Raw genomic sequence first — 21,541 nt, forward strand, 5'->3', positions numbered from 1 at the left:
GCCTGCGCGGGCCGGGCGGCGAGAAGGGGAACTGCTGCGCAGACTGGGGATTATCCTCCAAATTGTTACGATTTCGTTTCGCGCAACGGAATCGCACGAAAGCCGGCGGACTCGGCACAGTTGCCTATGGCCACGGCCGGGCGCGTCGCTTGGCAAGGCCGACCGCCAGCGATACAATGACAGCGCACTACGGGGCCATAGCTCAGCTGGGAGAGCGCGTCGTTCGCAATGACGAGGTCAGGAGTTCGATCCTCCTTGGCTCCACCATCCACATGCCCACCAGGGCATGAAAAAGGCCGGAACTCCTGACACCCAGGGTCCGGCCTTTTTCGTTGCGCGCCCCGGGCTAACGGGCCGATGAGACGCGCGACCTGCGCATGACCGAGCCCGGTGGCGACAAACCCAGCATCGGGCAGCCGCTGGCTCGGGCCGAGGGCGCTTGCAGCAATGACGCGTCAGGCAGGCTCCTGCCCACCATCCTTGCGCCGTGGACTGCGCGAGTGGGTGTCACGTACCTGCTGGTCGCGCTGTCCCGGACGCTGCTTGGCGACGTCGTCCTGCTTCCGGCCCTGGCGGCTTTCCTGCACCCCCTGGCGTGGATCGGGCGTGTCCTTTTCGTGTCTGCTCATGCGTGGCTCCGCCGCCGGCGGAGGCCGGCGCTGGTGCCACGCTAGAGGTCGCCGGGTAACGGACGGGTCAGTCCGGCGCGAACGCCATGTGCAGCCGCCGGCCGTCCCCTCAGGTGCGATTGATGGATATCCCGCCGTCCACGCGCATCGCACTACCGGTCACGAAGCTGCCTTCATCGCTGGCCAGGAACAGCGCAGCGTTGGCGATCTCTTCCGGCCCGGCCAGGCGCTTGAGCGCATGCAGCGACCGTACGAAGTCCAGCGCATCCTCGTCTGGCGCAGCCTGCCGGCCCATCTCGGTGTCGGTGCCGCCGGGCAGCAGCACGTTGCAACGCACGCCCCGTACGCCGTACTCGGCGGCGATCACCTGGCTCAGGCCGATCAGCCCGGCCTTGCTCGAGGCGTAGGCGGCCATGCCGGGCAAGCCGACGGTATGGCCGACGATGGTGCCGACGAACACCAGCGAGCCGCCGCCCCGCGCCAGCAGGGCTGGCAACTGCGCACGCGCGGCGTGGAAGGCTGCATCGAGGTTGGTGGCCATCACCTGCCTCCAGGCGTCCACCGGAAACTCCGCAGCGGGCACGCCCGGCCCCAGCATCCCGGCATTGTTGATCGCGATGTCCAGGCCTCCGAAGGCCCGCTTCGCCAGGTCGACCAGCACCTGTGCAGTGTCCGGCCCGGCGACATCGGCGGCATGCACCACCGCCTCGCCGCCGGCAGCACGGATCTGATCGGCCAGCGCCTGCAACGGCTCCGGCTGCCGCGCGTTGAGCACCAGCCTTGCGCCCTCGGCGGCGAAACGCAGCGCGCAGGCGCGGCCGATGCCGGCGCTGGCACCGGTGATGAGGGCGATCTTGTCGTGCAGGCGCATGTTCGGGGTCCAGGCAGTGAAGTGGACCCTACGATGTCGCGCCCCTGCCCCGTTGACACTCCGTTTCCGGGCCCTGCCGGCGCGTGCAGGAAACGGAGTTTCCGCCAGCGGGGCACGTGCCAGAATCGACGCATGGACACTGCCATCGCAACTACCGATGCCCGCGTCGAACGCGTCTGCCGCCACCTGCAGGCCCGTCTCGACGAACCCTCGCTGCAGGAGCTTGCCGAACTGGCGGGCTGCAGCCCGACCCGGCTGCATCGCCTGTTCAAGCAGGCCACCGGACTGACCCCGAAGCAGTATGCGGCGGCCCTGCGTGCCGATCGGCTGCGCACAGGACTGCAACAGCAGGCGCGCATCACCGATGCCTTCCACGACGCCGGCTTCGGCTCCAGCGGCCGCTTCTACGAGAACGCGCCGCGCCTGCTGGGAATGACGCCCCGGCAATGGCGCAGCGGTGGACGCGGTGAGGTGATCCATTTCGCCATCGCCGAAAGCTCGCTGGGCAGCGTACTGGTGGCCAGCAGCAGCATCGGCGTGGTGGCGATCCTGCTCGGCGACGATCCGGAAGCGCTGCTGCAGTCGTTGCAGCAACGCTTCCGCCAGGCTGAGCTGGTCGGCGCCGACAGCGGCTACGAGCAGCTGGTGGCGCAGGTGATCGGCCTGGTCGAGGATCCGGCACGTGGCGCGACACTGCCACTGGACATCCGCGGTACCGCCTTCCAGCAGCGCGTCTGGCAGGCGCTGCAGCAGATTCCCCAAGGGCAGACCGCATCGTATGCCGACATTGCCGCGCGCATCGGCGCACCGCGCTCCAGCCGCGCGGTCGCGCGTGCCTGCGCCAGCAATCCACTGGCGGTGGCAGTGCCATGCCATCGCGTGGTGCGCCGCGATGGCGATCTGTCCGGCTATGCCTGGGGTGTGGCCCGCAAGCGCGAACTGCTGCGCCGGGAGAACGCCGCCAACGGCTGATGCCGCCCCATCAGGACCGGTGGATGCCGACCGTGGCCGGCTCTCGCGCCGTGGCAGCGCCGGGCCATGCCCTGCGGACACCGGCGAGGGCTCAGTCCAGCTTCACCACCAGCTTGCCGAAGTTGCGCCCCTGCAGCAGCCCGAAGAAGGCATCCGGTGCGTTCTGCAGCCCTTCGACCACGTCCTCGCGGTACTGGATGCGCCCTTCCCGAAGCCAGTGCGCCATCTCGCGCTCGAACTGCGGCCACAGGTGGCTGAAGTCGTGCACGATGAAGCCGCGCATCGTCAGCCGCTGCCGCAGGATCTGGCTGAACAATGCCGGCAGGCGATCGGGCCCGGGATGCTCGACGCCGCGCGCGTTGTAGGTGGCGATGGTGCCGCAGACCGGAATGCGGGCGAAATCATTGAGCAGTGGCAGCACCGCGTCGAGTACGTGGCCGCCGACATTCTCGAAGTAGACGTCGATGCCGTCCGGCACGGCGGCGCGCAGCTGCGCGGCGAAATCAGCCGCGCGATGGTCCAGCGCCACATCCACGCCAAGCGATTGCAGGTAGGCACGCTTGCCATCGCCGCCGGCAATGGCGACCACGCGGGCGCCCTGCAGTTTGGCCAGCTGGGCGACGGTTGCCCCCACCGGCCCGGTCGCAGCGGCGACCACCAGCGTCTCGCCCGGCTGCAGCCGGGCGATTTCATGCAGGCTGGAATACGCGGTGAATCCCGGCATGCCATACACGCCGAGTGCCGTGCTCAGCGGCAGGCCCGCCGGGTCCAGCCGACGCCCCAGCACCTGCGCATCCAGCACCGCATGGGTCTGCCATCCACCCGGCGCCAGGAACAGCTCGCCCACCGCGATTCCCGCCGCATTCGACTGCAGCACTTCGGCGACGGTCTGCCCTTCCATCACCGCACCCACGGCAACGGGAGGCGCATAGGAAGGTCCCTCGTCCATGCGCCCGCGCATATACGGATCCAGCGACAGATAGCGGTTGCGCAGCAGCACCTGTCCTGCTGCCGGCGCCGGCAGCGGCGACTGCTCCAGGCGGAAATTGGCAGCGATCGGCGCACCCTGCGGCCGCGAGGCGAGCACGATGCGGGTGGTGGTCGGTTGATCAGCCATGGGATGGACTCTGCTGCGGACAGCATTGGACAGGAGGGGCGACAATACGCCGCGACGATCGGCGCGTGCGGCGGCGAAAACAGCGTTCCATCGCCTGCCTGATGCAACCGCGGCCGCATGCCTTGCCCCTGCGTGTTTGCCGATGCGGGCGGCCCGCTGATTTCCGCTGCAGGCGACGATCCTCGCAGCCGCCGCGACCACCCGTCTCGTCCGCCATCGACCTGCGCCGCCACCTCGGCACGACGCAGGATCAACCACTTGCGCCCGCGCAGACGGCAATGTGAAGGTTTTTTTCCAAAATGCTTGCCGAAGACAGCCGACCTCCGTAATATGCGCGTCCTTGGCAGCGACGTCGCTGCAACGAAACACGTGGCCGAGTAGCTCAGTTGGTAGAGCAGGGGATTGAAAATCCCCGTGTCGGCGGTTCGATTCCGTCCTCGGCCACCACGTTCGAAGGCCTGCAGAAATGCAGGTCTTTTTTTTCCGGCCACCGCTGTCGATCGCGGTCTGCCGCACAATCTGGCCGAGTAGCTCAGTTGGTAGAGCAGGGGATTGAAAATCCCCGTGTCGGCGGTTCGATTCCGTCCTCGGCCACCATGCTTGAAGACCTGCAGAAATGCGGGTCTTTTTTTGTTTCCGGCGCGCCATGCAGGCGGTTGACGAAACATTCACACCGGCACACAGCACGCCCCCTACGCTCCAGTGTCCTGCCGGAGTCTGCCGATGCATCTGCGCCCTGCCCTGTTCGCCTGCCTGCTGCTGGCTTCGCTGTCCGCGACCGCCAGCGAACCCGTGCGTGCCGTCGATGCACTGGACATCGACCGCTATGCCGGCCAGTGGCACGAGATCGCCCACCTGCCCGTGTCGTTCCAGAAGCGCTGCGTCGGCGACATCACCGCACACTATGCATTGCGCCGCGATGGCCGCATCAGCGTCACCAATGCCTGCCGCAATGGCGACGGCGAACGCGTGGTGGCTGAAGGCGTGGCCCGGCCCGTGGCCGGACATCCCGGCCAGTTGCAGGTGCGCTTTGTCCCCGACTGGCTGAGCTGGGTGCCGCTGGTCTGGGCCGACTACTGGGTGCTGGCGCTGGATCCGGACTACCAGTGGGCGATGGTCGGCGGCCCTGACCGCAAGTATCTGTGGATCCTGTCGCGCCTGCCGGAGATGGACCGCGCACGATTCGAACAGCTGAAGGCCAAGGCCGAGGCGATGGGCTACGACCTGGCGCCGCTGCGCCTGATGGCGCCGATACGCGACGCACCGGCCGACTGAGCCGCCCTCCAGCTGCGCGCAACGCGCCCGCTCCGGCGCTGTGCGTGCCCGGCCGCCATCTTCACGCGCTACCCTCTGCGGCGGGTCGCCACAGGCGATCCACTGAACCATACGCCGTAGTATGCTTACGCCAACGCACCCCCTTCAGAGGACTTGCGCCCATGTTGCACCGTTTCCGTACCGTCTTGATCGTCCTGTGCACCCTCGCCCTCGCCGCCTGCAGCGACGGCATCGTCAAGCGCGTCTCGGAACCGGCCGCCAGCCTGCAGCAGCTGACCGTCCGCGCCGACGGCAACTGGACCGTGGCGCTGCGCCTGCAGAACTACAGCTCGATGCCGATGACCTTCGACGATGTGTCCCTGGCGCTGAGCGTCGGCGACAGCGAAGCCGGCACCCTGCAGGCCCGTCCCGGCATCTCCATCGGCGGCACCTCCGCCGACGTCATCACGGTCGACCTGGTGCCCAGCTCGGCCGCACGCCTGGTGGTGGCCGATGCGCTGGCCGGCAACCGCACCCTGGCCTATGGCCTGAAAGGTTCGGTGACAGCCACGCCGCAGGAAAAGAAGCAGCGCAGCTTCGACGTCAGCAGCCGCAGCACGTTGAACCAGGCGCCGGGCCTGCCGGGCGTGCTGCGCTGAACACCGCTTTCCATCGCGGCGCACCGCGCCGTTCTCCCTGTCCCTGATCGAGACGTATCCGATGAGCAGCTACACCGCCCCGCTTTCCGACCTCCGTTTCGCCCTGCACGACGTGCTCAAGGTCGAACCGCTGTTCGCCCGCCTGGGCTTCACCGACGCCACCGCCGACGTGGTCGATGCCGTGCTGGAGGAAGCCGGCCGTTTCAGCGCGAGCGTGCTGGCCCCGCTCAACAGCGTGGGCGATGAAATCGGCTGCGTGCTCGACCAGGCCACCGGCGAAGTCACCACCCCGCCTGGCTTCAAGCAGGCCTATGACCAGTTCGTCGACGGCGGCTGGACCGGCCTGACCGCCGCACCCGAGCTGGGCGGCCAGGGACTGCCGCACACCCTGGGCGTGCCGCTGAATGAAATGATCAACGCTGCCAATCTGGCGTGGGGCAATTTCCCGCTGCTCTCGCACGGCGCCATTGAAGCGCTCAAGCAGCACGGCGAAGCGTGGCAGCACGACGCCTTCCTTAAGCCCCTGATCGAAGGCCGCTGGACCGGCACCATGTGCCTGACCGAACCGCACTGCGGTACCGACCTGGGCCTGCTCAAGACCAAGGCCGAGCCGAACGCCGATGGCAGCTACGCGATCACCGGCACCAAGATCTTCATCACTGCCGGCGAGCACGACCTGACCGGCAACATCGTGCACCTGGTGCTGGCCAAGCTGCCCGACGCGCCTCCGGGTGCAAAGGGAATCTCGCTGTTCGTCACCCCGAAGTTCAAGGTCGACCGCGAGGGCAACGTCGGCGAGCGCAACGCGCTGCGCTGCGGCTCCATCGAGCACAAGATGGGCATCAAGGGCTCGGTCACCTGCGTGATGAACTTCGACGGCGCGCAGGGCTATCTGGTCGGCCAGCCGCACAAGGGCCTGCAGGCAATGTTCACCATGATGAACACTGCGCGCCTGGGCGTCGGCCTGCAGGGCATCGGCCTGTCCGAACGCGCCTATCAGAACGCGCTCAAGTACAGCCGTGAGCGTCTGCAGTCGCGCGCCCTGAGCGGCGCGAAGTTCCCGGACAGGCCGGCCGACCCGATCCTGGTCCATCCGGACGTGCGCCGCATGCTGCTGACGGTGAAGTCACTGGTGGAAGGCAGCCGCCTGCTGGCCCTGCACGCGGCCACCCTGATCGACATCGCCCACCGCGCCGACGACGCCGCCGAGCGCGAGCGCGCCGACACCCTGGTGAGCTTCCTGACCCCGATCTCCAAGGCCTGCCAGACCGAATGGGGCATCGAGAACACCTACAACGCCCTGCAGTGCTTCGGTGGCCACGGCTACATCCGCGAACACGGCATGGAGCAGCTGGCGCGCGATGCACGCATCACCACGCTGTATGAAGGCACCACCGGCATCCAGGCGCTGGACCTGATCGGCCGCAAGACCGCCTCCAGCCAGGGGGCCGGCCTCAAGCTGATGCTGGCCGAGATCGAGGCCTTCGCCAGGGAACACGAGGGCAACGAAGCGCTGGCCGAGTTCATCGGTCCGCTGCGCGCCAAGGCCGCCGAATGGGGCAAGCTGACCATGGACGTGCTGCAGCGCGCCGCCGGCAACCCGGACGAGCTGGGTGCGGCCAGCTACGACTACCTGTTCTATTCCGGCTACGTGGTGCTGGCGTACTGGTGGGCACGCAGTGTCGCCGCCGCCGACGCCAGTGCGCACGGCGCGGCATTCGCGCAGGGCAAGCGCGAAACCGCGCGCTTCTACTTCGCCCGTGTGCTGCCGCGTACGCTCAGCCATGCTGCCGCGATCCAGGCCGGTGCCGCGCCGCTGATGGCGATGGACGACGAGCGCTTCGGCGCCTGAGCCCATCCCGCCGGTAGATCCACGCCATGCGTGGATGAGGGGTCAGAGTCCTTTCCCTCGGAAAGGGATCCGACCCCGGCCTGACCGCCCTCGATCATCCTTCTGGAGAAAAGCCCCCCTTTGTTAAGGGGGGCGCGCCAACGGCGCGGGAGACAGGAGGAATGCGCGGACCTGAATCTTGCGATTTGCGTATCGCCGACGGGCGATACACAAATCGTCAACATTCAGGTATAAGCTGTTCTCCCGATGGAGACAGACACTACACGCTTGGGTCTGATCGAAGCCGGAGCCCCGCTTTCTGCTCCGGGCGTCGAAGCATCGCCCAACGTCACGACGTTGCACCGCCCCGGTTCGGTCCGGCTGCTCTCGCTCGACGCCCACGGACGCGTACTGGACTGGATCACCTGGCAGGATGCCGCTTGCCTCTACGCCCGCGAGGCCGTCGCCTGGACCCTTGGCGACCCCTGCCTGCACATCCACGGCGGAACCAACCGGTTCAGCGGCCTGCAGAGTGGCCTGGACCTGCATCCGATCATCGCCGCGCGCGGCCACGCGCGATCCCGTGCCATCGACCCTACCCCGAACCTGACCAACCCGGCCCTGTTCGCCCGCGATTCGCACCTGTGCCTGTATTGCGGCCAGCAGTTCAACCGTCCCTCGCTGACCCGCGACCACGTCATGCCGCTGTCCAAGGGCGGGCTGGACTGCTGGGAAAACGTGGTCACCGCATGCTTCCACTGCAACTCGCGCAAGAGTGACCGTACCCCCCAGCAGGCCGGCATGCCGCTGCTGGCGGTGCCCTACCGGCCCAGCTGGATCGAGCACCTGATCCTGTCCAACCGCAACATCCTGGCCGACCAGATGGCGTTCCTGAAAGCGCAGCTGCCCAAGCGTTCCAAGCTCAGCACCTGAACCTGCCGGCCGGCAACCCTCACCGTCCTGTCACGGACGGCGGCGTTTGCTTGCCCCACCCCCGTTTGAGGGCGAAAATGGTCGTTCAGAACACGTGCGAACATGATGATCGACTCTGCCCGCTATCCCCGCCTCGCGCACATCCAGACGCCGGATGACCTGCGCACGTTCGACGAATCCGAGCTGAGGGCGGTCGCCGACGAACTGCGCGCCTACCTCATCGAATCGGTGGGCAAGAGCGGCGGACATTTCGCCGCCGGCCTGGGCGTGATCGAACTCACCGTCGCCCTTCACTACCTGTACCAGACCCCGCATGACCAGCTGGTCTGGGATGTGGGCCATCAGACCTACCCGCACAAGATCCTCACCGGCCGCCGTGACGAGATCCACACCGTCAAGCAGAAGGACGGCGTGGCGCCGTTCCCCAAGCGCGAGGAAAGCGAGTTCGACACCTTTGGGGTCGGTCACTCCTCGACCTCGATCTCCGCCGCACTGGGCATGGCCATCGCCCGCCAGTCACAGGGCGACGACCGCAAGATCGTGGCAGTGATCGGTGACGGCGCGATGACCGCCGGCATGGCCTTCGAGGCGCTGATGCACGCGGGCGGCATGGAGCCGGAGCCGAATCTGCTGGTGATCCTCAACGACAACAACATGTCGATCTCCGAGGCCGTCGGCGGGCTGACCAAGATGCTCGGCCGCGCCACCGGCAGCCGCACGCTCAATGCACTGCGCGAAGGCGGCAAGAAGATCCTGGGCGACAAGAAGAACAATCCGGCGCGCTTCGTGAAGCGCTGGGAAGAGCACTGGAAAGGCATGTTCGTGCCCTCCACGATGTTCGAGGAGATGGGCTTCCACTACACCGGCCCGATCGACGGCCATGACCTGCCCGCCCTGCTGTCCACGCTGAAGACGCTGCGCGCCTCCAAGGGCCCCAAGCTGCTGCACGTGATGACCACCAAGGGCAAGGGCTACGAGCCTGCCGAAGGCGACCAGATCGGTTATCACGCAGTGGGCCCGTTCGATCCCGACAAGGGCCTGGTGGCCAAGACCGGCGCCAAGAAGCCGACCTACACCGACGTGTTCGGCGACTGGCTGTGCGACGCTGCCGCCGCGGAGCCACGCCTGTACGGCATCACCCCGGCGATGCGCGAAGGCTCCGGCCTGGTGCGCTTCAGCAAGGAATACCCGCAGCGCTACTTCGACGTGGCGATCGCCGAGCAGCACGCGGTCACCCTGGCCGCCGGCATGGCCACCCAGGGCGGCAAGCCGGTGGTGGCGATCTATTCCACCTTCCTGCAGCGCGCGTACGACCAGCTGGTGCATGACGTGGCCATCCAGGACCTCGACGTGCTGTTCGCGATTGATCGCGCCGGCGTGGTCGGACCGGATGGGGCGACCCATGCCGGCAACCTCGACCTGAGCTTCCTGCGCTGCGTGCCGAACATGGTGGTGATGGCCCCGTCGAACGAGGCAGAGTGCAGGCAGATGCTCAGCACCGGTCTGCAGTACGCTGGTCCGGCTGCGGTGCGTTACCCGCGTGGCAGCGGTACCGGCGTCGCCGCCGGCAGCGACCTGTCCACGCTGCCGATCGGCAAGGGCGAGCTGCGCGTGCAGGGCAGCCACATCGCCCTGCTGGCGTTCGGCAGCACCGTTGCCGCCGCCGAACAGGTGGGCCGCGAGTTGGGCCTGAGCGTGGTCAACATGCGCTTCATCAAGCCGCTGGACCGCGACCTGGTGCTGGCAATGGCCGCCCAGCACGAAGGCCTGGTGACCATCGAAGACAACGTGGTGGCCGGTGGCGCCGGTTCCGGCGTGGCCGAGCTGCTCAACGCCGAAGCGGTGCTGCGACCGATCCTGCATCTCGGCCTGCCCGACGCCTACCAGCATCATGCCAGCCGCGAGGACCTGCTGGCTGAAGCCGGCATCGATGCCGCCGGGATCCGCGCGGCCGTGCTCAAGCGCTGGCCGCAGCTGGCTGCCACCACTCCGCCGCTGAGCGCGGCGGGCTGACCGCCCCGGGTGGAACCGGGCAGGCGCCCGGTTTCCCACGCCTGCTGCGGAACGACGCGCGGTCCCTGTTCAACCGTAGCTGATCGCTTCCACGAACGCGCCGCTGGCTTCCACGCGCACGGCGGCGCGCTGCCCGGTGTCCACGAAGTGCAGCCTGGCCAGGGCCTGGGCGAAATCGAAGGCCCGGGCGCCGTCGCGGAACTCGATCGGCTCCGGTCTATCCGGGTGCAGAACGCGCCATTGGCGCTGTTCGCACTGAAGGCGGATCAACATGCAGCTCACTCCTTGAGGCAGCGTATCGATGATGGCGGAAGGCGTGCATCGGTGCCGGCACGGACTGCCGATGCGATCAGGGCACCCGTGCCCTGATTGCAGACGATACGGCGTTCAAACTGTGAGCAATATCAGATTTTTCTGATTTTGACGCAGATGGCCAGAAGGATCAGTTCACCTGGAACTGGGCGCGGCACCCATCGCTGACCCAGATGCCGCGGCGGTCCCAGCCCCAGGTCCGGCCCTCGATACAGGCACTGCGGGAGTCCTGCCGGATCAGGCGTACGCTGCGGCGGACGCGGGTGTCACAGTATTCCTGTCGATGGCCATTGGAATGACAGGCGATGACTTCGCCACCGCGGCCATTGCCGTTGCCCCATCCACCACCCCAGCCGCCGCCACGACGCGACTCGCCGACGAACTCGGCCCGGCAGCCCCGGGTCACCCACACGCCGGAGCGCGACTGGCCCCAGGTCTCGCCCTCCACGCACGGCGAGCCGGACAGCTGGCGGATCAGCCGGGGCCGTCCTTCCAGGCGGCACTCATTGCTGCGGTTCTTGACCGATTCGCATCGCACGATGCCGCCTCCGTCGCGGCCGCCATGGCGATCGTCGTCATAACCATAGTTCTGCGCCTGCGCGCCCCCGGCGGCGGCCAGCATCGGCAGCAGTGCGCAGGCCAGGGTGCGCCAGGTGAGTGCGTTGCCCATCGAGATCTCCAGATGAATGCGTGGCGGCAAGCATCCGGGATTCGCGGCGCGGCGCACAGAGGGCAACGCACCGTCGGTTCTTTCCCCATTCAAACAGCTCAACCGCGGCTGACTGCGCCGCAGGGTCGGCCGCTAGGCACCGACCCGCAGTACATCCACTGCCCCCCCCAGTGCCTCCACACGCACGATGCAGTGCTGGCCCGTGCGGCGGTGATGTTCCTGGGCCAGTTCGGTGGCGACATCGAACGCATCGGCGCCGCGGGCGAACGAGGCGGTGGTGCGCGCCTCGGGGTCCAGCACGAACCAGTGCTGGGCATTGCAGTGGACGGTAAACACCATGATCGACTCCAACGGAGGGAATGGACGCGGCGCCGGGAGGTGAGAGCGCCGATACCTGTTCAGGCTAGCGAGCGCTTCAGGCAGGGCCTATCAGATTTGTCCGAAAAATCCCCGCCGGCGGATCGGAATTCGCGCTTCGTCACATCCCTGAGCCCGTTCACCCCATGACTTTCGTGATTCTTGTCACGAAGTCAGCTTGGCTTCACACTATCGTCACCAACAGGGGCCCCTTCCACATGCGCACCTTCCAACCGCCGCAGCGCTCGACGCTGCTGAAGTTCTACTTCGCAGCCTGCTACCTGGTCCTGATCGAGGAACTGATCCGCGCGTCGATGAGTTGAGCGCTTGCCGCTGCTGCTGGCCCGCCGCACACTGATGGTTTAGGCCACGGAGTGTCCTCGATGAAAGCCCTCATGCTGGCGCCGATGCTGCTGGCCCTGGCCGCCTGCGCGGCACCGCAACAGACGCCCGTGCGCGAAGCGGCAGCCACTTCCGCCCCCGTAGTCGGCGGTGATCGCGATGCCCATGGCTGCATCGGCTCGGCTGGCTACCAGTGGTGCGAGCGCAGCCAGCGCTGCGAGCGCCCCTGGGAACTGGCCCAGGCGCAGGGCCTGGCCAACACCGCCGAGGCGATCGACGCCTACTGCGCGATGCCGGCACAGCCGGCGCGCAGATGAGTGCCGCACCCATGACGGCGCTCAGTCCCCTGCCCACGCTTGCGCGCGGCCGCTATCGCCATTTCAAGGGCGGCGAGTATGAAGTGATCGACATCGTGCGCAGCAGCGAGACCCTGCAGCCGATGGTGCTGTACCGCGCACTGTATGGCGAAGGCGGATTGTGGGTGCGACCGTACGCCATGTTCGTAGAACAGGTACCGGGCGCACTTGGCCCACAGCCTCGTTTCGCACGTATCGAAGACTGAAGACTGCGCGTGTCGCGTGAGACTGCGCGTGTCGCGTGGCAGCGCACGCCTGCGCGCGCTGCCACGCAGGCAGCCGCTAGCTGACCTTCTTCGCGACGGTCATGCCCAGCAGGAACAGCACCACGGCAATGATGATGCCGGCCCAGAACAGGAACTTGGCGATACCCACCGCGGCACCCGCGATGCCGCCGAAGCCGAGCACGCCGGCGATCACACCGATGATGGCGAAGATGATGGCCCACTTGATCATGTCGATCCTTTCCCCACAGGGACTGAAAGCAGTGCGATCAGCCTAGGCTGCAGCCGATGCCAGCCTCGTGAGGGAGCCGCGCGTGCGGCGTGAAGCCGCATACGGATCAACGGGGCCGGAAGCGCAGCAGGGCCACCGCGAACGCCAGGAACACGCTGCCCACCAGCCGCTCGAACCAGCGCCGGGCGAACGGCCGGCCGAGCCAACGGCGCAGGCCATGGCCACCGGCGGCATACATCACGTACCAGAACAGCTCGCAGCTGGCGAAGGTTGCCACCAGTACGCTGTACTGCACGGCCTGCCCCCGCGCGGGATCGACGAACTGCGGCAGGAACGCCGTGGCGAACAGCAGCAGCTTGGGATTGCTCAGGCCCACCAGCAGGCCGCCGCGGAATACCGCCCAGGCTCCGTCCGCTGGCAGCACCGTCGCCGGGGCCTCAACGTCCACCGGCGCTGCCGGCCGGCTGCTGTCGCGCCACGCTTTCAGGCCCAGCCAGGCCAGGTAGGCCACGCCCAGATAGCGCAGCACTTCAAACAGCATGGGTGAGGAGTGCAGCAGTGCGCTCAACCCGGCGGCGGAGGCCGCCAGTACCGCCAGCATGGCCAGAAGGCAGCCGGCCATGGCCGGGAGGCTGGCGCGGAATCCCAGGCCGACGCTGCGTCCGAGGATATGCAGCATGTTCGGTCCAGGGGTGCCACACAGCACGAACACCGTAGCCAGGAACCACCACCAGGTCTGCAGGGACATTCGGCCATCCACGAAAGAGAACCGTCCCAGCATAGGCGGTGGCTCACCGCGACGTCACATACAGCGCGATGCCGATGCGACGGTTACAGGCGGCCACTCACGCATGAACCTGCCGTGCCGCGCGCAGCTCCGACCACGCCGTACCCAGCACACGCATCGCCGACCGCAGAAACAGCACCAGCAGTGCGGCCGCCACCAGCAGATCGGGCCAGCCCGCACCGAACAGCGCCACCAGCCCTGCAGCCAGCAGCACCGCCGAGCCCTCGTACAGATCGTTGCGCGAGCACTCCCAGGCGGACGCCAGGTTGACGTCATCGTTGCGATAGGGTGTGAGCAGCCACAGGCACAGTGCATTGGCTGCCAGATTGAGCAGGGCGGCCAAGCCCATGCTGGCGAACAGCGGCAACTCCGGATGCAGCAGGCGCCAACCGATCTGCACCGCCACGGCCACCGCTGCGGCAAGGATCAGCAGCCCCTTGAACAGCGCCACACGTGCCTTGGCGACGATGCCCGCACCCACCACCGCGAGGCTGAGCGCATAGGTGGCCGCGTCGCCCAGATTATCCAGCGCACCGGACAGCAGTGACGAAGAATGGCTGTACCAGGCAGCCAGCACCATCATCGCGAACGTGGCAAGGTTGACCAGCAGCACGATCCGCAGCACGCGGCGGTGACGCGCCTGCATCGCCGCCAGGTCCATCGTCCTGCCGCAGCCACAGCATTCGCCCATCACCCTGCCCTCGATCATCGATGGCCGCATTATCGCGCCTGTCAGCGGTCGCGGCGACATCGCCGCCCGCCTGTGCTGCAATGGCGCCTCCCCATCTGGAGCGGCACATGAAGACCCTGGGCCTGATCGGCGGCATGAGCTGGGAGAGTTCGGCGCAGTACTACCGCCTCATCAACGAAGAGGTGCGCCGTCGCCTGGGGGCCGCGCACTCGGCGCAGCTGCTGATGTGGTCGGTGGATTTCGCTCCGATCAAGCAGTTGCAGCACGACGGCGACTGGGACGCGCTTGCGCGGCACATGGTGGATGCGGCAGAGCGGTTGCAGGCGGGTGGCGCCGATGTACTGCTGATCTGCACCAATACGATGCACGCGCTGACCACGCAGATCGAAGCAGCCTGCCCGTTGCCGCTGCTGCACATCGCCGACCCGACTGCCACCGCCATCGTGGCGGCCGGTTGGCGCAGGGTGGGCCTGCTCGGTACGGCCTTCACCATGGAGCAGGACTTCTACCGGGGACGCCTTGCCGGTCGCTTCGGGCTGGAAGTGCTGGTACCCGAGGCCGAAGATCGCCAGCAGGTCCACGACATCATCTACCAGGAGCTGATCGCCGGCGTGGTCAGCGAGCGCTCGCGACAGGTCTACGCAGACGTGATCGCGCGGCTGGTGGCGCGTGGTGCCGAAGCGATCATTCTCGGCTGTACCGAAATCATGCTGCTGGTACGTCCGCAGGACAGTGCGGTGCCGCTGTTCGACACCACCAGCCTGCACGCCCAGGCAGCGGTTGACGCCGCGCTGGCGGGATAGACGGCCGGCATGGACGCGATCACTCCGCCCCCTGCACTTCCAGCGCCGTGACCAGCCAATCCACCACCGCCTGCGAGTCGCACAGAAAGAAGATCGCATCGCCGGACCGGGCCTCGGTCAACAAGCGATAGACCGTGATCGCCACCGCCGACTGGTTGGCGATGAACACCTCGGGGCTGCGCGGCCCCTCGTTGTGCCGGGAAACGGTCTGCAATGCGCGGCGCGCGGCCACCGTTGCGGCCGGGTCGGCACTGCGGGTCAACTCGGGCCCACGCAGGCCCCAGCTGACAAAGACGTGCTTGCCCTTGAACGTGGTGTCCAGGACCTGCACCTCGGCGGCACCTGCCTCAGCCGAGCGATGAATGACGGTACTGCTGATCAACGCAACCCCCTGTGGTCGTCGTGGTCCGCGCATCCACCTCCACGGACCCGCTGCACGCCCATGACCGCAGCCACATGCTGCGCCAGCGGACGCGGAAGAGAGACGGAAGGAGAAACCGATGCGATCGGATGTGCAGCGATGATACGGGATGTCGGTCACGCATGGGCCGGCGTACGCGGCCGCATCGCCCATCGGTTCACCCACAAAAAAGCCCACGCATCGCTGCGCGGGCCTTCTGTTCCATCACAGTGGTCGGGACGGCCGGATTCGAACCGACGACCCTCTGCCCCCCAGGCAGATGCGCTACCAGGCTGCGCTACGCCCCGACTGATGCTGCGATGTTCCCGCCAGTGCGGCGGGGCGTGAAGTATAGCGGATCACGCGGGATTTGGGTCACCGGCGAAGCAATTGCAGCACTTCTTCCAGCTCCATCCGCACCTGCTTGATGATCTGGTTGCTCAGCGCCGATTCCTCGCGGGCATCGGGGCCCTCCAGACGCAGGCGGGCACCGCCGATCGTGTAGCCCTGTTCGTACAGCAGGCTGCGGATCTGCCGCACCATCAGCACGTCATGGCGCTGGTAGTAGCGGCGGTTGCCGCGGCGCTTGGCCGGCTCAAGGCTGGGAAACTCGGTTTCCCAGTAGCGCAGCACGTGCGGCTTGACGTCGCACAGCTCGCTCACCTCACCGATGGTGAAGTAGCGCTTGGCCGGGATCGGCGGTAGTTCGCGGTTACTGCCCGGATCCAGCATAAGCTTCCACCCTTTCCTTGAGCTTCTGGCCCGGACGGAAGGTGACCACCGTACGGGCGGAAATCGGAATTTCCTCGCCGGTCTTCGGATTGCGGCCCGGACGCTGGTTCTTGCGCCGCAGGTCGAAATTGCCGAAGCCCGACAGCTTCACCTGACGTCCCTGTTCCAATGCTTCACGCAGCACATCGAAAAACGCGTCGACGAATTCCTTGGCTTCACGCTTGTTCAGACCGACTTCGTCGAACAGCTTTTCCGCCATCTCCGCCTTGGTCAATGCCATTGCCTGCTACCCCCGAGTGCTGCCCGCTCAGCCGCGGATCCGGGCGTGGTGTTCACGCTCGATGGCGGTGACCGCCTCGGCCACCACCGCATCCACGTCGCGGTCCGTCAGAGTGCGCGACTTGTCCTGCAAAATCAAGCCCATAGCGAGACTCTTGAATCCCGGCTCGACCCCCTGGCCCACATAGCGGTCGAACAGGTTCAGCTCGCGCAGGAGCGGGCCGGCAGCCTGGCGGACCGTGGCGGCCAGATCGCTCCAGGCCACCTGCTCCGGCACCAGGAACGCCAGGTCGCGGCGCACCGCCGGGAAGCGCGACAGCTCGCCGGCACGCGGCAGGCGGCGCGCCGACAGCGGCTCCAGGTCCAGCTCGAAGGCGTAGACGTCGGCCTCGATGTCCATCGCCTTGGCCAGGCGCGGGTGGATCTGGCCGATCCAGCCGATCGCAACGCCGTCGCGGAACACCTCGGCCGAGCGCGCCGGGTGGCCATGCGCACGGCTCGACGGGCGGAACTCCAGCGAGGCACCACTGGCAGCAGCCAGGGACTCCAGATCACCCTTCAGGTCATGGAAATCGACCTTGCGGGAAGGCAGACCCCACTGCACCGCCTGCGCATCGCCGCACACCGCGGCAGCAACACGCGGAGTTTCCAGCGGCGCCGGCTGGCCCTCCCCGGCCTGGCGGGCGAACACGCGGCCGATCTCGAACAGGCGCACCCGGCCCAGCTGGCGCGCGGCGTTGCGGCCCAGCGTGGCCACCAGGCCCGGCAGCAGCGACGGGCGCATCACCGCCAGTTCGGCCGACAGTGGATTGGCCAGCGGCACCAGATCGTCGCGCAGCTGCCACTGGGTCAGCAGCGCATCGTCGACGAAGGCGAAATTGAGGGTTTCCTGCAGGTCGCGCGCGATCAGCTGGCGACGCACGCTGAGGGTGTCGAGCTGGGTCTCGCTCGGCATCGCCACGCGCGCGGCCCCGCCCGGCAGGGTGGTGGGAATCTGCTCGTAGCCATGGATGCGGGCCAGCTCTTCGATCAGGTCCTCTTCGATGGCGATATCGAAACGGCGGCTCGGTGCGGTGACCTGCCAGCCGTCGGCCGTGGCCACCACCTCCATGCCCAGCGCGCGCAGGATGCGCTCCACTTCGGCATCCTCGATGGTGATGCCGAGTACGCGGGTAATGCGCGCGCGGCGCAGCGCGATGGTGGCCGGCTGGGGCAGGTCAGCCTCGCGCACGGCCTCGGTGACCGGTGCCGGGGCGCCGCCGGCCAGGTCCAGCACCAGGCGGGTGGCGTACTCGATGGCGATGCGCGGCAGCGCCGGATCGACGCCGCGCTCGAAGCGGTGGCCGGCATCGGTGTGCAGGCCCAGCTTGCGGCCACGGCCCATGATCGCTGCCGGTGCGAAGTGCGCAGCCTCCAGGAACACGCTGGTGGTCGCGTCGGTCACACGGGAATCGAAGCCCCCCATCAGACCCGCCAGGCCCACCGCTCGATCAGCATCGGTCACGACCAGGAAACTGTCGTCCAGCACGGCATCGCGGCCATCGAGCAGCTTCAGGTTCTCGCCTGCGCGTGCGCGTCGCACGGCGATGCTGCCCTGCAGGGTGCCCAGGTCATAGGCATGCATCGGCTGACCCAGTTCCAGCATCACGTACTGGGTGATGTCGACCAGCAGCGACACCGGACGCACGCCACTGCGGCGCAGGCGCTCGGCCATCCACAGCGGGGTCTTCGCCGCAGGGTTCAGGCCCTCGATGACGCGCCCCAGGTAACGCGGCGCCTCGGCGCCGGCGTCGAGCCGGATCGACAGCTCGCGGCTGCCGACGGCGGCGACCGGTGCTGCAGCGAAGTCCAGCACCTGGCTGCGGGTGGCGGCCGCTACGTCGTAGGCGATGCCGCGCACGCTGAAACAGTCGGCACGGTTCGGGGTCAGCTTGATCTCGATGCTGGCATCGGGCAGGCCCAGGTAGTCGACCAGGGTCTGGCCGACCGGGGCATCCGCGGGCAGTTCCAGCAGGCCGGAAGCATCGTTGTCCAGGCCCAGCTCCTTCGCCGAGCACAGCATGCCGTTGGACTCGACACCCCGCAGCTTGGCCGGCTTGATCTTCAGTTCGCCGATCTGCGCACCGACCATCGCCAGCGGCGCGACCAGGCCCGGACGCGCGTTCGGTGCGCCGCAGACGATCTGCAGCAGCTCGTCCTGCCCGGCATCGACCCGGCAGACCTGCAGGCGGTCCGCTTCGGGATGGCGCACGGCCTCGACGATGCGCGCCACCACCACGTGCTGCAGGCCCTCGCCCAACGCGGTCACGTCTTCCACTTCCAGGCCGATCGCGGTCAGCACCGCACTCAGCTCATCGCGCGACGCGCGGGTGGGGACGTGGCTGCGCAGCCAGTTTTCGGAGAATTTCATGTTGTCACCCTGGTGGACCCGGCGCAGGCGCCTGGGCCGTCGAATGTTTGAGTCCGCCAGGCTGGGCCCGGCGTTGCCGAATGCGTTACGCGAACTGCTTCAGGAAGCGCACATCGTTCTCGAAGAACGCGCGCAGATCGTTGACGCCGTAGCGCAGCATCGCGAAACGCTCCACGCCCATGCCGAAGGCGAAACCGGTGTAGCGCTCAGGATCGATGCCGACGCTGCGCAGCACGTTCGGATGGACCATGCCGCAGCCGAGCACTTCCAGCCAGCGGGTGCTGCCATCGGGCTGCTGCCAGGCGATGTCCACTTCCGCACCGGGCTCGACGAACGGGAAGTAGCTGGGACGGAAGCGCATCTCGAAGTCGCGCTCGAAGAAGGCACGGACGAATTCGGCAAGCGTGCCCTTCAGGTCGGCGAAGGTCGAGTGCTCGTCCACCAGCAGGCCTTCCACCTGATGGAACATCGGCGAATGGGTCTGGTCGCTGTCGCTGCGGTACACCTTGCCGGCGGCGATCATGCGCAACGGCGGCGCATGGTCGCCCATGTAGCGCACCTGCACACCGGAGGTATGAGTGCGCAGCAGGCGGCCGTCACCGAAGTAGAAGGTGTCATGCATGGCGCGCGCCGGGTGGTGCGGCGGGAAATTCAGCGCCTCGAAGTTGTGCCAGTCATCCTCGATCTCCGGCCCTTCCGACAACTCGTAGCCCAGTCGGCCGAAGATGCCGGTGATGCGCTCCAGGGTACGGGTGATCGGGTGCAGGCCGGCGCGTTCGCCATTGCGGCCCGGCAGGGTGATGTCGATGGCTTCGGCGGCCAGGCGCGCATCCAGTGCCGCATCCTCCAGCAGCGCCTTGCGCTCGCCCAGCGCGCGGGTCAGTGCGTCGCGGGCCTGGTTGATCGCTTCACCGGCGGCCTTGCGCTCGTCGGCCGGCAGGGCGCCGAGCTGCTTGAGCTGCGCAGTGATGCTGCCGCTCTTGCCGAGCAGGGCCACGCGCAGTTGCTCCAGCACGTCGGGGCTCTGTGCAGCAGCCACCTCGGCCAGCGCCTGGGTGGTGAGGGATTGGATGTCGCTCATGGGGGGCCGGAACTCCAGTCGATCTGCCATCGCGGCAGGCGAAGGGCCGACCCCTGTCGCCACCGCCGTCCCCGCGTCGCCGTGGCCACGCCGGGACCCAAAAAAGAATGGGGAAGGACTTGCGCCCTTCCCCATGCATTGCCTTGACCTGACACCGTTCCGGATGAACGGCAACGGCATCGGGAAGGACTTATGCCGCCAGCGCGCCCTTGGCCTTTTCGGCCAGCGCGGCAAAGCCGGCTGCGTCGTGCACGGCGATGTCAGCCAGGACCTTACGGTCCAGGGTGATGCCGGCCTTCAGCAGGCCGTTCATGAAGCGGCTGTAGCTCAGACCATTGATGCGGGCAGCCGCATTGATGCGGGTGATCCACAGCGAACGGAAGTTGCGCTTCTTCTGCTTACGGCCGATGTAGGCGTACTGCTGTGCCTTGATGACCGCCTGCTTGGCGACGCGGAAGACCTTGCGGCGGGCGTTGTAATAGCCCTTGGCGAGATCCAGAATCTTCTTGTGGCGGCGACGCGCCTGTACGCCACGCTTAACTCGTGCCATTTTTCAGTTCCTCAGAGGTAAGGGAGCATGCGGTCCAGACGGCCTGCGTCTTCTGCACGGACATGGCCCGTCTGACGCAGATTACGCTTACGCTTGGTCGCTTTCTTCGTGAGGATGTGGCTACGGTTGGCGTGGCCGCACTTGTACTTGCCCGAGGCGGTCTTGCGGAAACGCTTGGCCGCTGCCCGGTTGGTCTTGATCTTGGGCATTGCAATGTCCTTGATGGGATTTGACCCTGGTTTCTGACTGATCTGGCGGCGGCCTGGGCCGCTCTTTCCGTCCTGCCATGATCGGCGTACGACCCGTCCTGGGTGGGTCGAGCCGGGCATGATACAGGCAAAACCGCCCTGCCACCAGCCCCACCCCCCCCTTGCGCCGGCATTTCACCGGCATCCTGCAAAAGCAAAGGGACGCCAGTGGCGTCCCTTTACCCTGAACCATTCAGCCAGGCGCCCCGGAAGGCGGCCCGTCAGGCCTCAGGTCTTCTTCTTCGGCGCGATCATCATGACCATCTGACGCCCTTCCAGGCGCGGACGGGATTCAATGACGATGTCCTCGCCCAGATCGGTCTCGATCCGGTTGGCCATTTCGCGACCCAGTTCCTGGTGGCTCATTTCACGGCCACGGAAACGGATGTTGACCTTGATCTTGTCGCCTTCTTCAAGGAACCCGCGCATCTTGCGCAGCTTGATCTGGTAGTCGCCCTCGTCCGTGACCGGACGGAACTTCACTTCCTTGATCTCGACCTGCTTGGTCTTCTTCTTGGCCTCGCTGGCCTTCTTCTGCGCTTCGAACTTGAACTTGCCGAAGTCCATGATCTTGCAGACCGGCGGATCGGCCTGCGGCTGGATTTCGACCAGGTCCAGGCCTTCATCTTCGGCCATGGACAGCGCTTCGTCGCGCGACAACACGCCGATCATTTCTCCGTCACTGCCGATCACGCGGACGCGCGGCACACGGATTTCCTGATTCTTGCGGTTCTGTTTGTTGTCAGGGGTGCTGATATTACGTTCTCCCAAGGGTATCGAACCGGTCC

26 protein-coding genes and 4 tRNA genes are annotated in these 21,541 nt (G+C 67.1%); 12 read left to right on the plus strand and 18 right to left on the minus strand.

The window, feature by feature from the left end:
- Nucleotides 1–191 precede the first annotated feature (191 nt).
- A tRNA-Ala gene (locus tag ACZK08_RS13505) sits at nucleotides 192–267 on the plus strand.
- Between the two features lie 188 nt (nucleotides 268–455).
- Here the strand turns inward: ACZK08_RS13505 and ACZK08_RS13510 are convergent.
- Together ACZK08_RS13510 and ACZK08_RS13515 are read right to left on the minus strand one after the other, a co-directional pair.
- Nucleotides 456–629 (minus strand): hypothetical protein, encoded by a 174-nt coding sequence (locus tag ACZK08_RS13510; protein WP_196768742.1) that lies wholly within the window; start codon nucleotides 627–629, stop codon nucleotides 456–458.
- Nucleotides 630–738: 109 nt separating this feature from the next.
- Nucleotides 739–1,500 carry an SDR family oxidoreductase gene (locus ACZK08_RS13515; RefSeq protein ID WP_065181912.1) on the minus strand — a complete coding sequence of 254 codons (762 nt, stop codon included), beginning with the start codon at nucleotides 1,498–1,500 and terminating at the stop codon, nucleotides 739–741.
- A gap of 132 nt (nucleotides 1,501–1,632) precedes the next feature.
- On the opposite strand from ACZK08_RS13515, the gene ACZK08_RS13520 reads away from it, so the two are divergent.
- Nucleotides 1,633–2,472, plus strand: coding sequence for a bifunctional transcriptional activator/DNA repair enzyme AdaA (locus ACZK08_RS13520; protein ID WP_065175524.1), 840 nt, complete (start codon nucleotides 1,633–1,635; stop codon nucleotides 2,470–2,472).
- Nucleotides 2,473–2,563: 91 nt separating this feature from the next.
- Here ACZK08_RS13520 and ACZK08_RS13525 read toward each other — a convergent pair whose 3' ends face one another.
- A complete protein-coding gene (locus ACZK08_RS13525) occupies nucleotides 2,564–3,589 on the minus strand; it encodes an NADP-dependent oxidoreductase (protein ID WP_065181911.1) in 1,026 nt (341 codons plus the stop codon).
- A 371-nt stretch (nucleotides 3,590–3,960) separates the two neighbouring features.
- Here ACZK08_RS13525 and ACZK08_RS13530 point away from each other — a divergent pair.
- The 7 genes from ACZK08_RS13530 to dxs all read left to right on the plus strand — a co-directional run bounded on the left by ACZK08_RS13530 (nucleotide 3,961) and on the right by dxs (nucleotide 10,279).
- Nucleotides 3,961–4,036 (plus strand) — tRNA-Phe (locus tag ACZK08_RS13530).
- Between the two features lie 74 nt (nucleotides 4,037–4,110).
- A tRNA-Phe gene (locus tag ACZK08_RS13535) sits at nucleotides 4,111–4,186 on the plus strand.
- 126 nt (nucleotides 4,187–4,312) lie between these two features.
- Nucleotides 4,313–4,864, plus strand: a complete 552-nt coding sequence (locus tag ACZK08_RS13540; RefSeq protein WP_053518705.1) for a lipocalin family protein — start codon at nucleotides 4,313–4,315, stop codon at nucleotides 4,862–4,864.
- Nucleotides 4,865–5,025: 161 nt separating this feature from the next.
- On the plus strand, nucleotides 5,026–5,502 hold the full coding sequence (locus tag ACZK08_RS13545; RefSeq protein WP_065181910.1) for an LEA/WHy family protein: 477 nt from the start codon (nucleotides 5,026–5,028) through the stop codon (nucleotides 5,500–5,502).
- A 61-nt stretch (nucleotides 5,503–5,563) separates the two neighbouring features.
- Nucleotides 5,564–7,354 carry an acyl-CoA dehydrogenase C-terminal domain-containing protein gene (locus ACZK08_RS13550; protein WP_053518703.1) on the plus strand — a complete coding sequence of 597 codons (1,791 nt, stop codon included), beginning with the start codon at nucleotides 5,564–5,566 and terminating at the stop codon, nucleotides 7,352–7,354.
- Between the two features lie 246 nt (nucleotides 7,355–7,600).
- On the plus strand, nucleotides 7,601–8,266 hold the full coding sequence (locus ACZK08_RS13555) for an HNH endonuclease (RefSeq protein ID WP_053518701.1): 666 nt from the start codon (nucleotides 7,601–7,603) through the stop codon (nucleotides 8,264–8,266).
- A 105-nt stretch (nucleotides 8,267–8,371) separates the two neighbouring features.
- Nucleotides 8,372–10,279, plus strand: a complete 1,908-nt coding sequence (dxs, locus tag ACZK08_RS13560; protein ID WP_065181991.1) for a 1-deoxy-D-xylulose-5-phosphate synthase — start codon at nucleotides 8,372–8,374, stop codon at nucleotides 10,277–10,279.
- 69 nt (nucleotides 10,280–10,348) lie between these two features.
- Here the strand turns inward: dxs and ACZK08_RS13565 are convergent, their stop codons facing one another.
- The 3 genes from ACZK08_RS13565 to ACZK08_RS13575 form a co-directional block, all read right to left on the minus strand.
- The gene (locus ACZK08_RS13565) at nucleotides 10,349–10,552 is read right to left on the minus strand and encodes a hypothetical protein (RefSeq protein ID WP_053518700.1); all 204 of its coding nucleotides are present in this window, start codon (nucleotides 10,550–10,552) and stop codon (nucleotides 10,349–10,351) included.
- Nucleotides 10,553–10,721: 169 nt separating this feature from the next.
- Nucleotides 10,722–11,261: a DUF3011 domain-containing protein gene (locus ACZK08_RS13570; RefSeq protein ID WP_053518699.1), complete on the minus strand. Its 540-nt coding sequence runs from the start codon at nucleotides 11,259–11,261 to the stop codon at nucleotides 10,722–10,724.
- A 132-nt stretch (nucleotides 11,262–11,393) separates the two neighbouring features.
- The gene (locus ACZK08_RS13575; protein ID WP_065181909.1) at nucleotides 11,394–11,600 is read right to left on the minus strand and encodes a hypothetical protein; all 207 of its coding nucleotides are present in this window, start codon (nucleotides 11,598–11,600) and stop codon (nucleotides 11,394–11,396) included.
- A 401-nt stretch (nucleotides 11,601–12,001) separates the two neighbouring features.
- Between ACZK08_RS13575 and ACZK08_RS13580 the strand changes: the two genes are divergently transcribed.
- Both ACZK08_RS13580 and ACZK08_RS13585 read left to right on the plus strand, forming a co-directional pair.
- Complete coding sequence (locus ACZK08_RS13580) at nucleotides 12,002–12,277, plus strand: hypothetical protein (protein ID WP_053518696.1); 276 nt, start codon at nucleotides 12,002–12,004, stop codon at nucleotides 12,275–12,277.
- An 11-nt stretch (nucleotides 12,278–12,288) separates the two neighbouring features.
- Nucleotides 12,289–12,522, plus strand: a complete 234-nt coding sequence (locus tag ACZK08_RS13585) for a DUF1653 domain-containing protein (RefSeq protein ID WP_053518695.1) — start codon at nucleotides 12,289–12,291, stop codon at nucleotides 12,520–12,522.
- A 76-nt stretch (nucleotides 12,523–12,598) separates the two neighbouring features.
- Here the strand turns inward: ACZK08_RS13585 and ACZK08_RS13590 are convergent, their stop codons facing one another.
- The 3 genes from ACZK08_RS13590 to ACZK08_RS13600 all read right to left on the minus strand — a co-directional run bounded on the left by ACZK08_RS13590 (nucleotide 12,599) and on the right by ACZK08_RS13600 (nucleotide 14,250).
- Nucleotides 12,599–12,772, minus strand: coding sequence for a DUF1328 domain-containing protein (locus tag ACZK08_RS13590; protein WP_006380555.1), 174 nt, complete (start codon nucleotides 12,770–12,772; stop codon nucleotides 12,599–12,601).
- A gap of 106 nt (nucleotides 12,773–12,878) precedes the next feature.
- The gene (locus ACZK08_RS13595; RefSeq protein ID WP_065175529.1) at nucleotides 12,879–13,520 is read right to left on the minus strand and encodes a LysE family translocator; all 642 of its coding nucleotides are present in this window, start codon (nucleotides 13,518–13,520) and stop codon (nucleotides 12,879–12,881) included.
- A gap of 97 nt (nucleotides 13,521–13,617) precedes the next feature.
- The gene (locus ACZK08_RS13600) at nucleotides 13,618–14,250 is read right to left on the minus strand and encodes a cation efflux transmembrane domain-containing protein (protein ID WP_081284394.1); all 633 of its coding nucleotides are present in this window, start codon (nucleotides 14,248–14,250) and stop codon (nucleotides 13,618–13,620) included.
- 107 nt (nucleotides 14,251–14,357) lie between these two features.
- On the opposite strand from ACZK08_RS13600, the gene ACZK08_RS13605 reads away from it, so the two are divergent.
- A complete protein-coding gene (locus tag ACZK08_RS13605) occupies nucleotides 14,358–15,053 on the plus strand; it encodes an aspartate/glutamate racemase family protein (protein ID WP_065181908.1) in 696 nt (231 codons plus the stop codon).
- A 19-nt stretch (nucleotides 15,054–15,072) separates the two neighbouring features.
- Here ACZK08_RS13605 and ACZK08_RS13610 read toward each other — a convergent pair whose 3' ends face one another.
- From ACZK08_RS13610 to infC, 9 genes are all read right to left on the minus strand, one after another.
- Nucleotides 15,073–15,468 carry a hypothetical protein gene (locus tag ACZK08_RS13610; protein WP_065181907.1) on the minus strand — a complete coding sequence of 132 codons (396 nt, stop codon included), beginning with the start codon at nucleotides 15,466–15,468 and terminating at the stop codon, nucleotides 15,073–15,075.
- A 216-nt stretch (nucleotides 15,469–15,684) separates the two neighbouring features.
- Nucleotides 15,685–15,761: transfer RNA gene (locus tag ACZK08_RS13615), tRNA-Pro, on the minus strand.
- Nucleotides 15,762–15,828: 67 nt separating this feature from the next.
- A complete protein-coding gene (locus ACZK08_RS13620; protein WP_053518690.1) occupies nucleotides 15,829–16,185 on the minus strand; it encodes a MerR family transcriptional regulator in 357 nt (118 codons plus the stop codon).
- Nucleotides 16,166–16,465, minus strand: coding sequence for an integration host factor subunit alpha (locus ACZK08_RS13625; protein WP_005410432.1), 300 nt, complete (start codon nucleotides 16,463–16,465; stop codon nucleotides 16,166–16,168). Before ACZK08_RS13625 ends, ACZK08_RS13620 begins: the two co-directional genes overlap by 20 nt.
- A gap of 27 nt (nucleotides 16,466–16,492) precedes the next feature.
- Nucleotides 16,493–18,874 (minus strand): phenylalanine--tRNA ligase subunit beta, encoded by a 2,382-nt coding sequence (gene pheT, locus ACZK08_RS13630; RefSeq protein WP_065181863.1) that lies wholly within the window; start codon nucleotides 18,872–18,874, stop codon nucleotides 16,493–16,495.
- 85 nt (nucleotides 18,875–18,959) lie between these two features.
- Nucleotides 18,960–19,955: a phenylalanine--tRNA ligase subunit alpha gene (locus ACZK08_RS13635; RefSeq protein ID WP_065181862.1), complete on the minus strand. Its 996-nt coding sequence runs from the start codon at nucleotides 19,953–19,955 to the stop codon at nucleotides 18,960–18,962.
- Between the two features lie 190 nt (nucleotides 19,956–20,145).
- Complete coding sequence (rplT, locus tag ACZK08_RS13640; RefSeq protein ID WP_005410435.1) at nucleotides 20,146–20,505, minus strand: 50S ribosomal protein L20; 360 nt, start codon at nucleotides 20,503–20,505, stop codon at nucleotides 20,146–20,148.
- An 11-nt stretch (nucleotides 20,506–20,516) separates the two neighbouring features.
- Nucleotides 20,517–20,714: a 50S ribosomal protein L35 gene (rpmI, locus tag ACZK08_RS13645; RefSeq protein ID WP_005410436.1), complete on the minus strand. Its 198-nt coding sequence runs from the start codon at nucleotides 20,712–20,714 to the stop codon at nucleotides 20,517–20,519.
- A 267-nt stretch (nucleotides 20,715–20,981) separates the two neighbouring features.
- On the minus strand, nucleotides 20,982–21,524 hold the full coding sequence (gene infC / locus ACZK08_RS13650; RefSeq protein WP_079222586.1) for a translation initiation factor IF-3: 543 nt from the start codon (nucleotides 21,522–21,524) through the stop codon (nucleotides 20,982–20,984).
- Between the last annotated feature and the right edge of the window lie 17 nt (nucleotides 21,525–21,541).

The sequence above is a fragment of the Stenotrophomonas sp. 112478_Sma genome, from assembly GCF_056479905.1.

What these genes read in the sequence shown, in the direction of transcription:
- ACZK08_RS13510 (WP_196768742.1), bottom strand. Translation starts at nt 629, where the DNA reads ATGAGCAGACACGAAAAGGACACGCCCGATCCACGCCAGGGGGTGCAG.
- ACZK08_RS13515 (WP_065181912.1), bottom strand. Translation starts at nt 1,500, where the DNA reads ATGCGCCTGCACGACAAGATCGCCCTCATCACCGGTGCCAGCGCCGGC.
- ACZK08_RS13520 (WP_065175524.1), top strand. Translation starts at nt 1,633, where the DNA reads ATGGACACTGCCATCGCAACTACCGATGCCCGCGTCGAACGCGTCTGC.
- ACZK08_RS13525 (WP_065181911.1), bottom strand. Translation starts at nt 3,589, where the DNA reads ATGGCTGATCAACCGACCACCACCCGCATCGTGCTCGCCTCGCGGCCG.
- ACZK08_RS13540 (WP_053518705.1), top strand. Translation starts at nt 4,313, where the DNA reads ATGCATCTGCGCCCTGCCCTGTTCGCCTGCCTGCTGCTGGCTTCGCTG.
- ACZK08_RS13545 (WP_065181910.1), top strand. Translation starts at nt 5,026, where the DNA reads ATGTTGCACCGTTTCCGTACCGTCTTGATCGTCCTGTGCACCCTCGCC.
- ACZK08_RS13550 (WP_053518703.1), top strand. Translation starts at nt 5,564, where the DNA reads ATGAGCAGCTACACCGCCCCGCTTTCCGACCTCCGTTTCGCCCTGCAC.
- ACZK08_RS13555 (WP_053518701.1), top strand. Translation starts at nt 7,601, where the DNA reads ATGGAGACAGACACTACACGCTTGGGTCTGATCGAAGCCGGAGCCCCG.
- dxs (WP_065181991.1), top strand. Translation starts at nt 8,372, where the DNA reads ATGATCGACTCTGCCCGCTATCCCCGCCTCGCGCACATCCAGACGCCG.
- ACZK08_RS13565 (WP_053518700.1), bottom strand. Translation starts at nt 10,552, where the DNA reads ATGTTGATCCGCCTTCAGTGCGAACAGCGCCAATGGCGCGTTCTGCAC.
- ACZK08_RS13570 (WP_053518699.1), bottom strand. Translation starts at nt 11,261, where the DNA reads ATGGGCAACGCACTCACCTGGCGCACCCTGGCCTGCGCACTGCTGCCG.
- ACZK08_RS13575 (WP_065181909.1), bottom strand. Translation starts at nt 11,600, where the DNA reads ATGGTGTTTACCGTCCACTGCAATGCCCAGCACTGGTTCGTGCTGGAC.
- ACZK08_RS13580 (WP_053518696.1), top strand. Translation starts at nt 12,002, where the DNA reads ATGAAAGCCCTCATGCTGGCGCCGATGCTGCTGGCCCTGGCCGCCTGC.
- ACZK08_RS13585 (WP_053518695.1), top strand. Translation starts at nt 12,289, where the DNA reads ATGACGGCGCTCAGTCCCCTGCCCACGCTTGCGCGCGGCCGCTATCGC.
- ACZK08_RS13590 (WP_006380555.1), bottom strand. Translation starts at nt 12,772, where the DNA reads ATGATCAAGTGGGCCATCATCTTCGCCATCATCGGTGTGATCGCCGGC.
- ACZK08_RS13595 (WP_065175529.1), bottom strand. Translation starts at nt 13,520, where the DNA reads ATGTCCCTGCAGACCTGGTGGTGGTTCCTGGCTACGGTGTTCGTGCTG.
- ACZK08_RS13600 (WP_081284394.1), bottom strand. Translation starts at nt 14,250, where the DNA reads ATGGGCGAATGCTGTGGCTGCGGCAGGACGATGGACCTGGCGGCGATG.
- ACZK08_RS13605 (WP_065181908.1), top strand. Translation starts at nt 14,358, where the DNA reads ATGAAGACCCTGGGCCTGATCGGCGGCATGAGCTGGGAGAGTTCGGCG.
- ACZK08_RS13610 (WP_065181907.1), bottom strand. Translation starts at nt 15,468, where the DNA reads ATGCGCGGACCACGACGACCACAGGGGGTTGCGTTGATCAGCAGTACC.
- ACZK08_RS13620 (WP_053518690.1), bottom strand. Translation starts at nt 16,185, where the DNA reads ATGCTGGATCCGGGCAGTAACCGCGAACTACCGCCGATCCCGGCCAAG.
- ACZK08_RS13625 (WP_005410432.1), bottom strand. Translation starts at nt 16,465, where the DNA reads ATGGCATTGACCAAGGCGGAGATGGCGGAAAAGCTGTTCGACGAAGTC.
- pheT (WP_065181863.1), bottom strand. Translation starts at nt 18,874, where the DNA reads ATGAAATTCTCCGAAAACTGGCTGCGCAGCCACGTCCCCACCCGCGCG.
- ACZK08_RS13635 (WP_065181862.1), bottom strand. Translation starts at nt 19,955, where the DNA reads ATGAGCGACATCCAATCCCTCACCACCCAGGCGCTGGCCGAGGTGGCT.
- rplT (WP_005410435.1), bottom strand. Translation starts at nt 20,505, where the DNA reads ATGGCACGAGTTAAGCGTGGCGTACAGGCGCGTCGCCGCCACAAGAAG.
- rpmI (WP_005410436.1), bottom strand. Translation starts at nt 20,714, where the DNA reads ATGCCCAAGATCAAGACCAACCGGGCAGCGGCCAAGCGTTTCCGCAAG.